The organism is Elstera sp., assembly GCF_044372965.1.
Lineage (GTDB): Bacteria > Pseudomonadota > Alphaproteobacteria > Elsterales > Elsteraceae > Elstera.
Map to the genome: position 1 here is coordinate 16,632 of NZ_JBILQX010000028.1, position 12,924 is coordinate 29,555.

The 12,924-nt window shown below is 59.6% G+C and carries 13 protein-coding genes; 8 read left to right on the top strand and 5 right to left on the bottom strand.

All coding sequences use genetic code 11. From position 1 onward, the window contains the following. Window positions 1-97: 97 nt before the first annotated feature. Window positions 98-2,020 (bottom strand): molecular chaperone DnaK, encoded by a 1,923-nt coding sequence (gene dnaK, locus ACIQ36_RS06000; protein ID WP_395826850.1) that lies wholly within the window; start codon window positions 2,018-2,020, stop codon window positions 98-100. A gap of 422 nt (window positions 2,021-2,442) precedes the next feature. Here dnaK and ACIQ36_RS06005 point away from each other — a divergent pair, with 422 nt between their 5' ends. From ACIQ36_RS06005 to ACIQ36_RS06040, 8 genes are all read left to right on the top strand, one after another. Next, complete coding sequence (locus ACIQ36_RS06005; RefSeq protein WP_395826851.1) at window positions 2,443-4,680, top strand: methyl-accepting chemotaxis protein; 2,238 nt, start codon at window positions 2,443-2,445, stop codon at window positions 4,678-4,680. Between the two features lie 111 nt (window positions 4,681-4,791). Then, a complete protein-coding gene (gene hisB / locus ACIQ36_RS06010) occupies window positions 4,792-5,391 on the top strand; it encodes an imidazoleglycerol-phosphate dehydratase HisB (RefSeq protein ID WP_395826853.1) in 600 nt (199 codons plus the stop codon). Beyond that, a complete protein-coding gene (hisH, locus tag ACIQ36_RS06015) occupies window positions 5,391-6,041 on the top strand; it encodes an imidazole glycerol phosphate synthase subunit HisH (RefSeq protein ID WP_395826854.1) in 651 nt (216 codons plus the stop codon). The genes hisB and hisH overlap by 1 nt, the downstream gene beginning before the upstream one ends. Window positions 6,042-6,087: 46 nt before the next feature. Next, the gene (locus tag ACIQ36_RS06020; protein ID WP_395826856.1) at window positions 6,088-6,645 is read left to right on the top strand and encodes a GNAT family N-acetyltransferase; all 558 of its coding nucleotides are present in this window, start codon (window positions 6,088-6,090) and stop codon (window positions 6,643-6,645) included. Then, entirely contained in the window at window positions 6,642-7,367 is a 726-nt protein-coding gene (gene hisA, locus ACIQ36_RS06025; protein ID WP_395826857.1) for a 1-(5-phosphoribosyl)-5-[(5-phosphoribosylamino)methylideneamino]imidazole-4-carboxamide isomerase, read from the top strand. The genes ACIQ36_RS06020 and hisA overlap by 4 nt, the downstream gene beginning before the upstream one ends. A 13-nt stretch (window positions 7,368-7,380) precedes the next feature. Next, window positions 7,381-8,151 carry an imidazole glycerol phosphate synthase subunit HisF gene (hisF, locus tag ACIQ36_RS06030; RefSeq protein WP_395826859.1) on the top strand — a complete coding sequence of 257 codons (771 nt, stop codon included), beginning with the start codon at window positions 7,381-7,383 and terminating at the stop codon, window positions 8,149-8,151. Between the two features lie 129 nt (window positions 8,152-8,280). Beyond that, on the top strand, window positions 8,281-8,622 hold the full coding sequence (locus ACIQ36_RS06035) for a phosphoribosyl-ATP diphosphatase (protein WP_395826860.1): 342 nt from the start codon (window positions 8,281-8,283) through the stop codon (window positions 8,620-8,622). A gap of 45 nt (window positions 8,623-8,667) precedes the next feature. Continuing rightward, window positions 8,668-9,030: an HIT domain-containing protein gene (locus tag ACIQ36_RS06040; RefSeq protein ID WP_395826862.1), complete on the top strand. Its 363-nt coding sequence runs from the start codon at window positions 8,668-8,670 to the stop codon at window positions 9,028-9,030. Window positions 9,031-9,050: 20 nt separating this feature from the next. Here ACIQ36_RS06040 and ACIQ36_RS06045 read toward each other — a convergent pair whose 3' ends face one another. From ACIQ36_RS06045 to ACIQ36_RS06060, 4 genes are all read right to left on the bottom strand, one after another. Beyond that, window positions 9,051-10,388: a pyridoxamine 5'-phosphate oxidase family protein gene (locus tag ACIQ36_RS06045; RefSeq protein WP_395826863.1), complete on the bottom strand. Its 1,338-nt coding sequence runs from the start codon at window positions 10,386-10,388 to the stop codon at window positions 9,051-9,053. Then, window positions 10,385-10,873, bottom strand: a complete 489-nt coding sequence (locus tag ACIQ36_RS06050) for a hypothetical protein (protein WP_395826865.1) — start codon at window positions 10,871-10,873, stop codon at window positions 10,385-10,387. Before ACIQ36_RS06050 ends, ACIQ36_RS06045 begins: the two co-directional genes overlap by 4 nt. Before the next feature lie 301 nt (window positions 10,874-11,174). Further along, window positions 11,175-11,846: a hypothetical protein gene (locus ACIQ36_RS06055; RefSeq protein WP_395826867.1), complete on the bottom strand. Its 672-nt coding sequence runs from the start codon at window positions 11,844-11,846 to the stop codon at window positions 11,175-11,177. Window positions 11,847-12,075: 229 nt separating this feature from the next. Then, a partial coding sequence (locus ACIQ36_RS06060) for a methyl-accepting chemotaxis protein (RefSeq protein WP_395826869.1) occupies window positions 12,076-12,924 on the bottom strand: 849 nt, incomplete at its 5' end.

Sequence of the window (12,924 nt, forward strand, 5' to 3'; positions counted from 1 at the left end):
TGCGGTCGCTGCACCCTGAGAGAGGTGTGAGTATCCAAAGAGAAGCCCGTCGGCGGTCCTTTTGGAGACCGCCGACGGGGTGGTTAGTCTGGCGAAATTAGGCCGTGCGGCCCTTCTTGCGCTCGTCCACTTCTTCGAAATCGGCGTCGACAACCGAGCTGTCGGCGGGTTCTGCTTCGGCCCCACCAGCAGCCCCCGAACCGGGTTCGGCCGATTCTTGCGCCTTGTAGATGGCTTCACCGAGCTTCATTGAGGCTTTGGCGAGGGCTTCGGTCTTGGCTTTAATCGCAGCGGCATCGCCCGACTCCAGTACCGCCTTCAGCGCCTTCACTTCTTCTTCAATCGCCGATTTTTCCGACCCGGAGACCTTATCGCCATGTTCGGCGAGGCTCTTTTCGGTCGAATGAATCAGGCTATCGGCGCCATTGCGGGCCTCGGCCACTTCCTTCTTCCGCTTGTCTTCGGCGGCATTGGCTTCGGCTTCCTTGACCATCTTTTCGATCTCGGAATCCGACAGGCCACCGGAGGCTTGAATACGGATCTGCTGTTCCTTACCCGTCGCCTTATCCTTGGCCGAAACGTTCACGATGCCGTTCGCGTCGATATCGAAGGTCACTTCGATCTGCGGAATGCCGCGCGGGGCGGGCGGAATGCCGACGAGGTCAAACTGACCCAGCATCTTATTATCCGCCGCCATTTCGCGTTCGCCCTGGGCCACACGGATCGTCACCGCCGTTTGGCTATCGTCGGCGGTCGAGAAGGTCTGGCTTTTGCGCGTCGGGATCGTCGTATTGCGATCGATCAAACGGGTGAAGACGCCGCCTAGGGTTTCGATGCCGAGCGACAGCGGGGTCACGTCGAGCAGCAGAACGTCCTTCACTTCGCCCTTCAGTACGCCGCCTTGAATGGCGGCGCCGACGGCCACCACTTCATCGGGGTTCACGCCGCGATGGGGTTCTTTGCCGAAGAAGCGCTTCACCGTTTCGATGATTTTCGGCATGCGGGTCATCCCGCCGACCAGAATCACTTCATCAATATCGGCGGCGGTCAGACCGGCATCCTTCAGCGCGGCCTTGCAGGGCTCGACCGTGCGTTCGACAAGATCATCGACCAGGGCTTCCAGCTTGGCGCGCGTCAGTTTGACGTTCAGATGCTTCGGACCGGAGGCATCCGCCGTGATGAACGGCAGGTTCACTTCGGTCTGGGTTGCCGACGACAGTTCGATCTTGGCCTTTTCGGCGGCTTCCTTCAGGCGTTGCAGGGCAAGCTTGTCGGAGCGCAGGTCGATACCCTGTTCCTTTTTGAACTCATCGGCCAAGTAATCGATAATGCGTTTATCGAAATCTTCCCCGCCCAAGAACGTATCGCCGTTGGTGGATTTCACTTCAAATACGCCGTCGCCGATTTCCAGCACCGACACGTCGAAGGTACCGCCGCCGAGATCGTAAACGGCAATGGTGCCCGAACCCTTCTTCTCAAGCCCGTAGGCCAGCGCAGCGGCGGTCGGCTCGTTGATGATGCGCAACACTTCGAGCCCGGCGATCTTGCCGGCGTCGCGGGTCGCTTGGCGCTGAGCGTCGTTGAAATAGGCCGGAACGGTGATGACGGCCTGCGTGACCGGCTCGCCCAGGAAAGCTTCCGCCGTTTCTTTCATCTTTTGCAGAATGAAGGCGCTGATTTGCGACGGGGAATATTTCTTGGAACGGCCTTCGACCCACGCATCGCCATTGTCACCGCCAACGATCTTATAGGGGACGAGGCCAATTTCCTTCTGCACCAGCTTATCGTCGAAGCGGCGGCCAACCAGGCGCTTTACGGCGAAAAGGGTGTTTTCCGGGTTCGTCACCGCCTGGCGCTTCGCGGACTGCCCGACGAGGCGATCGCCATTTTCGGCGAAGGCCACCATCGATGGCGTCGTGCGCGCGCCTTCGGCGTTTTCGATAACCCGGGCGTTTTTGCCATCCATGATGGCAATGCAGGAATTGGTAGTGCCCAGGTCAATCCCGATAACTTTGCTCATCAAACTCTTCCTTCTGTCTAGCAGACCCAATATGGCGGCCCTGGAGACGCCCGCAAGCCTTTCGGTTCCGGCCCCTCCCCACGGCACCGCCTGCGGTCCCCGTGGTCTGATCGAACCCCGCACCAGCGAGATGCTTCCCGGCTGACGCCTTAGCTATTCGATCCTGTCGAGGGTGTATGTAGGGCGCGGCGCGTCTACCTGCAACGGCGAAATCACTACGGACGGTGTGGTTTTTTCACCGAAATAGGGGGAAAAGCCCCGCCCGTGGCTGCAAACGGCTATGAGCAATGCGCATAGCAGGGTGCGGAAGAGTCCTGCCGCCGTCATAAACCTGTCACGGTCTAGTAACACAGCTTAATTACGGTGCAAAAACAGATGAAATTTCTGAGCGCCGTTGGTTCAGATACGCCGGGGGCGAGGCTATGCGTTTGCCTGCACTATCGATTTCCGTGAAATTGCCGATCCTCATTGTTGGGGCGGCTCTTGTAGCAGGCATTGCTACAGGCGTTATTTCCTTCGTCACCGCCGAACAACAGTTGCGAACGGCGACGGAAATTAAGCTAGACTCAATGTTGGAGTCGCGCCGTTCGGCGGTTTCGAGCTATTTCGAGGGGGTTGCCACCAATCTGCGCGTGCTGGCCACCAGCCCAGCGGTGCGCGGTGCGGTCAACGATCTCACCATTGGCTGGCAAAGCTTCGGGTTCGATCGAACGGAATCGCTGCAAGCAGCCTTCATCACCAACAACCCCGACAAAGCCGACCGCGCCAAACTCGACGACGGCAAGACCGGCAATTTTTACAGTCCCGCCCATGTCCAGCATCATCCGTGGCTGCGCACCGTGCGCCAGGAATCGGGCTATGGCGATCTGATGTTGTTCGATGCCAGCGCCAATCTGATCTATACGGTCGCGAAAAACGATGATTTCGCCACCAGTTTCCGCGCGGGGCCGTTCAAAGAATCGCATCTCGCCAAACTGCTGAAGGTCATTCGCGATAATCCCGAACCGGGCAAGATCGTGATGGCCGATTTCGCGCCCTATAAGCCGAACGGCGATAAGCCGACCAGCTTCCTCGCGACGGCAGTGTTTCAGCCCGATGGCGCTTTCTCTGGCGTGCTCGCCGTGCAGTTGCCTGTCGACGGGATGAATAAGGTTCTGGGCAACACGGCGGGCATGGGTAGGACCGGCGAAACCTATATGGTCGGCTCCGATCTTATGATGCGGTCGGTGTCGCGTTTCTCCGGGGCCGACGCCATCCTCTCGACCCATGTCGAGACGGGTTCGGTTAAGGCGGCGCTCGAAGGTCGCGACGGCGTTCATGAAATCAAAAACTACCGCAATGCCGAGGTTATTTCGTCCTACCGGCCCGTCGATGTGTTCGGCATCCGCTGGGCGCTGCTGGGCGAAATCGACGCGGCGGAAGTGTTTGCGGATATCGATAGCCTGCGTAACACGCTGCTGATTACGGGGACGCTTCTGCTGGCGGTGCTCGCCATTGTCGGGATCTTTACGGCGCGCGGCATCGCCGTTCCGCTGAGCGCGATTACGAAAGCGATGAATAGGCTGGCCTCGGGCGATCTTGCCGTGACGGTACCGGGCAACAAGCGCACCGACGAAATCGGCAAAATGGCCGTGGCCTTCGACGTGTTCAAGCAGCAGGCCATCGATAACGACCGTTTGGCGCAGGAACAGGACGCGCTGGAAGGCCGCGCGGCCGAAGTGAAGCGCCGCACCCTGAACGAATTGGCGCAAAGTCTAGAAAGCAGCGTCAATCATGTGGTGCAGGAAGTCAGCGGCCTTGCCGACGATATGGAATCGACCGCGCTTGGCATGACGCGCACCGCCGAAGAAACCAGCCGCCAGTCGGGCCATGTCTCGGATGCGGCCCAAAGCGCTGCGGAATTCGTGCAGAATGTGGCAAGCGCAGCCGACGAACTCAGCCGCTCGATCACCAGTATCACGAGCCAAGTGCAGGAAGCGGGCCGGGTTGCGGGCGATGCGGTGAGCAATGCCGATATGATTACCGGCACGATGCGCTCGCTCTCGGAAGCCGCGCAGCGCATCGGTCAGGTCGTTGATCTCATCAATGGCATCGCCGGGCAGACCAATCTGCTGGCCCTGAACGCCACCATTGAAGCGGCGCGCGCCGGAGATGCAGGCAAGGGCTTTGCGGTGGTTGCGGGCGAAGTGAAGCAACTTGCAACGCAAACGGCGCAGGCGACCGGCGATATTGCGGCCCAGGTGCAGATGATCCAATCGACCACGCGGCAAGCCGTGGATGGAATGGCGGGCATCGCCGCGATTATCCGGCGGCTCGATCAGATCAACGGCGAGATTTCTGGCGCAATCGATCAGCAAGATCGGGCTACCTCGGACATTGCGCTCTCGATCCAATCGGCCGCGGCTTCCACCAACACCGTCTCGGGCAGTATCGGCGGCGTGACGCAAGCGGCCATCGATACCGGCGACGCGGCAGTGCATGTGCTAACGATTGCGGGCAAGCTGAACGAGGAATCGACCAGCCTGCTGGAAACCATCGAAGGTTTCGTGCGCCAGTTGCGCGACACGGCGGATGGCGACGCGGTAGAACTGGCGCCGCCCGCAAATGATAGCGATGCGGGCGACGCGCGCCCGATTCTCCTCTCCGAAGCGGCAGAATAACGCAAGGGTGCCTTGCGGGCGGGGGGAGCTCCCCCCCTTTCCCCCCCTTTCCCCCCCTTCTCCGGCCTGTTACAAGGACGTAACACAGTCAAGGCAAAGGGTGATCGGTCTATGCGGCAAGGGGACGTTCGGCGCAGCACGAAAGAAACCAGCATCGAGGTTCGGGTAAACCTGGATGGCACGGGTATTTACGACGTGAAAACCGGCATCGGGTTTCTCGATCACATGCTGGAACAGCTTTCCCGCCATAGTTTGATCGATCTTTACGTGCGCGCCGAAGGCGATTTGCATATCGATTTTCACCACACGACCGAAGACAGCGGCATTGCCATTGGCGAGGCCGTGACGAAGGCGCTCGGCGACCGCAAGGGCATTACCCGTTACGGTTCGGCCCTCATCCCGATGGATGAAACCCTGACCCGCGTGGCGCTCGATGCCTCTAACCGCCCCTATCTGATTTGGAAGGTGAATTTCACCCGCGACAAGCTGGGTGAGATGGATACGGAACTCTTCAAGGAATGGTTCCAGGCTTTCGCGCAAAGTGCGGGCCTAACGCTGCACGTTGAAAACCTCTATGGCGAGAATAATCACCATATTGTTGAGAGCTGCTTTAAGGCGCTCGCCCGCGCACTGCGCCAAGCAGTAACGGTCGATCCGCGCGCCGCCGCCGCGATTCCCTCGACCAAAGGGGTCTTAGGTGGGTCGCTGTAATGGCTGAAACCATAGCGGTTATTGATTACGGATCGGGCAATCTGACCTCGGCGGCAAAAGCGCTCGAACGGGCGGCGCGCGATGCGGGGCGCAGTGTTTCGGTCATCGTCACCGGCGACGCGGAAAAAGTGGCGGCGGCGGATCGTTTGGTTCTGCCGGGCCAGGGCGCTTTCGGCGATTGTCGGCGCGGGCTGCTCGCCGTTCCGGGCCTGCTGGAGGCGCTGACCGAGGCGGTGCGGGTGAAGGCGAAACCCTTCTTCGGCATTTGCGTCGGCATGCAGTTGATGGTGACGCGCGGCATCGAACACGGCGAACACGCGGGGTTGGACTGGATTCCGGGCGTCTGCCAACGGCTGACGCCCACCGATCCGGCGCTGAAGATTCCGCATATGGGCTGGAATACGCTCACCCTTACGGCGCCCGCGCATCCAGTGCTGGCGGGGTTAGGGACGGCGGAGCATGTTTATTTCGTCCACTCTTACCATATTACTGATATCGCCGCGTCGGACGTGCTGGCCGAAACCGAGTATGGTGGCCCGGTTGTTGCGATCCTTGGCCGCGATACGATGGTGGGGACGCAGTTTCATGCGGAGAAAAGCCAGGCGGCTGGATTGCGGCTCTTGGGTAATTTTCTGAACTGGCGGCCTTAATCCCCTGAAGTTTGGCCTTTGGGCCTTTGCCTTCCCGGAGACTGCGATGGATCAGCGCGTGCCTCTTTCCTCAGGGCCTGGTGTGATTACGGCGGAGCGTCTGGAGCAGTTCAGCGGTACCGATCTGCACGATCTGTGCGATGCGGCGGCGGCGGCGATTGACGATGGCGGCGGCTTCGGCTGGCTGGTGGCCCCGCGCCGGGATGTGTTCGAGCGCTATTGGAGCGGCGTCGTGCTGGTGCCGGAGCGCACGCTCTTCGTTGGGCGGGTCGATGGCACCATTGGCGGTGCGGCGCAGTTGCAGCGCCCGCCGCGCAATAATGAGGCGCAGGCCCATGTCGCCACACTGACGGGCATGTTCGTTGCCCCTTGGGCGCGCGGGCGCGGCATGGCGCGGGCGATTGTTCTCGCTATCGAAGCTGCCGCGCGCGAGGCGGGGTTCAAGGTTATCAATCTCGACGTCCGCGAAACCCAGGTGAATGCCATCAAGCTCTACGAAACCTTGGGCTATCACCGTTGGGCCACCCACCCCCATTACGCCATTGTCGACGGTCGGATGATCGCCGGTCATTATTTCACCAAGCTGCTGAGTGACGCTCCATGATCCTGTTTCCGGCCATCGATCTCAAGGAAGGTGCCTGCGTGCGCCTCGTGAAAGGCGATATGGCACAGGCCACGGTTTTTAATACCGATCCCGGCGACCAAGCCGCGCAGTTTGCGCGGGCGGGGTGCGAGTGGATTCATGTGGTCGATCTCGATGGGGCTTTTGCGGGCAAACCCGCCAATCGTGGCGCGGTGGAAGCCATTCTGTCGGCAACGCCCCTGCCGGTGCAACTGGGCGGCGGTATCCGCGATCTGGCCACGATCGAAGCTTGGCTGACCGCAGGAGTGCGCCGGGTGATCCTCGGCACGGCAGCGGTGCGCAATCCGGCCCTGGTGAAAGACGCCTGCCGCCTGTTCCCGGAGCGGGTGGCGGTCGGCATTGACGCGCGCAAAGGCTTCGTTGCGGTGGAAGGCTGGGCGGAAACTTCGGAGCTTCAGGCCGTCGATCTGGCGCGCTTGTTTGAAGACGCTGGCGTTGCTGCGATCATCTATACCGATATCGACCGCGACGGCACCTTGACCGGGGTGAATGTGGAAGCAACAGTCGCGCTGTCGCAGGCGGTGCGCATCCCCATCATCGCCTCGGGTGGGGTCGGATCGATGGCCGATCTCGACGCGCTGAAAGCCGCCAACGCGCCGGGCATTGCCGGGGTGATTACGGGCCGGGCGCTCTACGATGGGCGCATCGTGCTGGCCGATGCGCTCGCGCTGTTAGCGGCTTAAGGGGGGCGCGCCGATGCTCAAAATTCGCCTAATCCCTTGCCTGGATGTCAAAGATGGCCGCGTGGTCAAGGGCGTCAATTTCGTCGATCTCGTCGATGCGGGCGATCCTGTGGAACAGGCGCGCTTTTATGATGCTGCCGGGGCCGACGAGTTGACCTTTCTCGACATCACTGCCTCCTCGGATAACCGCGCGACGATTCTCGACGTGGTCTCGCGCACGGCGGCGGAATGTTTCATGCCGCTCACCGTCGGCGGCGGCGTGCGCGCGGTGGAGGATATTCGGAAGCTGCTGCTCGCGGGTGCTGATAAAGTCTCCATCAATACCGCCGCGATCCACCGGCCGGAATTCGTGAAAGAGGCTGCCGAAAAATTCGGGAGCCAATGCATCGTCGTGGCGGTGGACGCAAAGCAAGTGTCGCCGGGGCGCTGGGAGATTTTCACCCACGGCGGGCGCAACCCGACCGGGCTTGAGGCGGTGGCCTGGGCGCAGCGGATGGCGGCCTATGGCGCAGGCGAACTGCTGCTAACCTCAATGGACCGCGACGGCACGAAAAGCGGTTTCGATCTGGCGCTAACGCGCACCGTCGCCGATGCCGTGCCGGTACCGGTGATCGCCTCGGGCGGCGTTGGTACGCTCGATCATCTGGTCGATGGCGTGCGCGATGGTCATGCGGCGGCCGTCTTGGCAGCCTCGATTTTCCACTTCGGCACCTTCACTATCGGCCAAGCCAAAGCCCATATGGCGGCGGCGGGGATACCGATGCGCCCAGTTGCGGCTGCGTAAAGGCAGTCCGCCGACCTGCCCAGGCAATAGGCAGTAAAAAATGTGTAGTTTTCACGCTGATATGTCTAGACAAAGTGGTGCGAGATGCGCACAACCGTCAGCCGGAGATTGTAGATGACGGAGCCTTCGATGACACCCCCGACTGCCCATATTCTGGATCAGCTTTACAGCCGCATCGAGAGCAAGCGTAAAGCCGACCCGGAAACCTCCTATACGGCCAAAATGTTTGACCGGGGCACCCATAAGATTGCGCAGAAGGTTGGGGAAGAGGCGGTCGAGGTTGTCATCGAAGCCATCCGGGGCAAGCGCAAGCGACTGGTTTCGGAAAGCGCCGACCTTCTGTATCATTTAACCCTACTGTGGGCGGCGTCGGACGTGGAGCCGGGCGAGGTTTGGCGGGAACTGGCGCGCCGTGAAGGCGTGTCGGGCTATGCGCACCTGGGCCGGGAAACCGACGACGACGAAGATTAGGCCTTAAACGGGGGCATGCCCCCGCCAGACTTGGGGGTAAGCCGCATGTCCTACGATCCGTCGAATATCTTCGCAAAAATTTTGCGGGGCGAAATCCCGTCTAAACCGGTCTATCAGTCAGACCATGTTCTGGCCTTCCCGGACATTTCGCCGCGCGCGCCGGTGCATATTCTCATTATCCCGAAAGGCGCTTACGTAAGCGCTCAGGATTTTAGCCAAAACGCCAGCCCGGCGGAGAAAATCGCCTTCATTGATGCTATCGGCGCGATTGCCGCTGAACAGGGCGTGGCCGAAACCGGCTATCGGCTTATTGCCAATACCGGCGCCCATGGACATCAGGAAGTGCCGCATTTCCATTTACACCTTATCGGCGGCCGCGCCTTAGGCTCGATGCTGCCGCACGATTAAGGCAATGGGCGGGCGCGGGGCTATGCCGCGCCCTGGTCAATCAAGTCCAGGGGATGGGCGACTTCCAGTTGCATTTGTCCGCGCCCCCCTTGGAGCAGACGAATGCCATGGTCGCGCTCCTCCAGGCGGCGTTTCAGCAGGATCAGCCGGGTTGCAAGATTATCCGAGACCTGCGGCAGGCCGATGCTGGGATCGAGCCGCAACTCCCGGCTAGAAAACTGCGTGCGACCGTGGGTGCGGAACTCGCGCAGCAACTTCCACAGAATAGCCCCGGCGACGCCCTTGATGAGATATTCATCGTTCAAGAAAACGGTTGCCGTACCGGGGAAATAGCGTACGCGCAAGGCCGGGCCCTCCAAGGGCTGCTGGCGGGGCGGCCCCATCGGTTCTGCATCGAATTCCTGGCAGTTAGCGTCGGGGAACTGGCCCAGTAACGCCCCGAAATGCTGGGCCACCATCCAAAGCGCGTCTTCAAGATCATGGTTGAACGCATAATTCTTGGGGCTCTCGACAAAGAGAACCCCCTTAATTTGCCGTCCAATCTGCGTGGGCACGGCCATTTGACTTTGCGGATTGATCAGTCCAGGCAAAGCAATTTCCGGCTCTAAAATAGCGCCTTCTTTAAGAATTTCGCGACGAACGGCCCGGCTATAAGCATTTTCTTGAAGCATGTGATTGATGCGGACCGGTGCCGCAATTTCGGCGGCGACGCCGATCACGCCGTCGCCTAAGGCCACTTCCGAGCCGACGCCCGAGGTGGGATAGCCGTAACTGTCCAGGGTATAAAGCCGCTTCGATCCCCAATCGACCGCCAGCATCATGCTATGATGAATGTCGAAATTGGCCGCGAGGGCGGGCAACAGCGCCGAGACCAGCGAATCGCTGGTCGTGTGACCCACTAGCGCCTCGAAGACGCGGCGGACTTTCGGCATCAGGCTCGGTTGCGGCGGCGGCGATAGGGCCTTGCCCGGCATCCGTTCTACCGATAACACGCGATACACATCGGCCCCGAGTAACCGGAAAACCTGTGCCATGCCGTGGTGAGAGGCGATACCCGCAAGTTTTGCCCGCATCCGTTCGAACAGTTGGCCGCTGGTCTCTGTGCGTAAATATTGAACCGTGATCCGAAATTTTTCGGAGGTGTGAGGGTGAAGAAGCACCAGTTGCGCGATGGGGTTCTCGTGAATATTTCGATGAGTTTTGTTAAAAAACTGAAAACTCAACGCAATATGCGTTTCATCGATGTAATGAACATCGGAAAGATAAGAAACATTAACCTCTCCGGCGCTGTCGACCGTGGCGATAGCCGATGGGGAAATGCCATCAAAGGCATCGCGAATTGCACTGAGTGAGATCATTTAGGTTGTCCATAAAGGCGCACCCCGGCGTTTGGTCCGGGAGTTTGTTCAAAAACGGCGGTTAGCTCAAAGCTGAGAACCGCAAGGTCAAGCGGATTGACGGCCAGATAGGCGCGCGACTTTTCTTCCAAATAGCCGACCTTATCGAATTCGATAACCATCCGCTCAATCGGCCCGGTAATCCAATCCGCCTCGGCGGCCGTGGCGGGGCGCAGGTGCTGAAACGTCCCTTTGAATTGATACGTTTGAAGTGTGGATGGCAGGCAAGTAACGATAGCGACGGAGGACCCTGGGAGTGGCGGAGGGTCCAGCATCGCTTTATCTTGGCCGTCTATGAAAACCTGCTTGTTCTGGTCAGTGACGCGACACGCAAGCGCGCGGGCGATAGACGGTGTATTTCCCGGCCCAATGAGAGCAAGAATTACCGTTATCGGCCCCTCGAGATAGCGAGTGAGCCCCAGGGCCTTAATCAAAGGCATTCCCATATCTGCGATCCGTCCTAGGTGGACAGCCGACGCGGACGAATTCTTTTTCTATCCCCGTCGCAATCGGCGGAAGGAATCATAAATTCAGGGAAAAAAAAGGCAGCACTCATAATACGCATCTCCAGATACGTTTACGCACACCATGCCCGTGCCATGATGAAAACAATTTAAAAGCTATGTCAATTATAAACTTGATCCGGTAGGCCTCGGGGAGCTGCTCCGTCCGTATCACCGATATCAGAACCGTGAAGCGGCAGGCAGCACCCCGAGTAAGGACAAAAAGCGCGTCTATCGGTTTGGATTAAACCGCAGCTCCCAGCGGCAATCTCTCTAATTCTGTCGCTGTCAAATTGGTGCGAAGCATTTGTAGAACGGCATCGAACACTGCCGGCGGCGCGTTCGCCCGGAGCCCGGTTATTTTATCTGAGCGCTCTTGTGCCGTAAGATTTGGCAGCATCCAGCGCAAGGACTGTGCAGCCACTTGCGGGGACAGGCTGCCGACAATGTTGTGCTCAATTTCTTGTATTTCGGCATCGGTCAGATGCTGCCAAAGAATGGCGTTATGGCGTTTTTCTTCGTCCAGCATATGGGCAAAGTCGATCACCATATACTCGCCGAATGCCAAATAAAGCTGATGGGCGATGGCTTCACGGTCGGGGGTCGGCGCTTCGGAAAGCTGTGCAACCCGGTCGGTGAGCGCATTTAGGCTATCGATATGGCGGGCGTGTTCCTCTTCCGCAAGGGCTTGGCTTCCGGGCTGAACGCGCGCCAGAATCGGATGAATAAAAGTATCTTCATGGGCGAGGTGCGCGACACAGAAAGGGAAGAACTCGTTCAAGTCAGATAGAAGTCGACGGGTTTCGCCATCGTTCTGCCAGTCATTCCGCCCGATCTTAATAAGAAGATCGGCGGACCAAGCCCTCAGGGCCTTATGAATTGCAGCATAGAGATCATAGCGATGTTGATGAGCCATCAGCGTTACCTGTCGGTCTTACGAAAAGGAAAGCTGATCATAGAAGCTCTTCATGAAAACTATTTCTTATTTTTCAATTAAGAGAACTATAAAAAAATGCTAGTCGCTCAATCTGACATTCGGGCGCTGGAGATAAGCGGGCTGCTGTGCAGATCCCGACTATCAACAAAAGCCGCCGAAGCGCGGTGCTTCGGCGGTTCAGTTTACACGATAAACCGGTAAGTGTCGGTTAAACCGTCCCAGTTCGAATAGCGCCTAGGAAGCCGTCGACTTCCCGATGTAAATCGCCCGCTTCCCCGGCCAATAGTTCGGCGGCGTGCAGAACGCCTTTCGCCGCTTGCCCGGTGGAGGTGGTTGCCCCGCGCACGCGCTCGATGACGCGCGCAACGCCCTGGGTCCCTTGGGCGGCTTGATCGGCGCTACGGGCGATTTCGCCGGTGGCGGCCCCTTGCTCTTCCACCGCAGCGGCAATGGTGGCGGCAATGCCGCTAATATCGCCGATGATCGTATCGATCTGGTTGATCGCCGTAATCGCGGCGCGCGCGCCCTGGGTGATCGAGCCGATTTGCGAGCCGATTTCCTCGGTGGCTTTTGCGGTTTGACTGGCGAGGCTCTTAACCTCACCGGCAACCACGGCAAAACCGCGCCCGGCTTCCCCGGCGCGGGCGGCTTCAATGGTCGCATTCAGGGCCAGCAGATTGGTTTGCGCGGCGATGCCATCGATGAGCTTGGCAACCTCGCCAATCCGCTCCACGGCCCCTGCGAGCCCCCGCACGGTATCGCCCGCTTTGCGGGCTTCTGATACGGCCTGATCGGCAATCGTATTGGAATGGACGACTTGGCGGGAAATTTCGCTGATCGAAACCGTAAGCTGGGCCGAGGCGGCGGCCACGGCATCGACATTGCCGATGGCTTGGGCGGCGGCGGCTGCGACTTCGACCGTCTGCTGGGTTGCCCCTTCGGCCATATTGGCCATCGAGCCCGAGGCGTTGCGCATTTCCTCCGCCGCCCGGCGCACCGTGGTGACGATTTTGGCGACGCTCTGTTCGAACTGATCGGCCATATGGGTAAGGGCTTT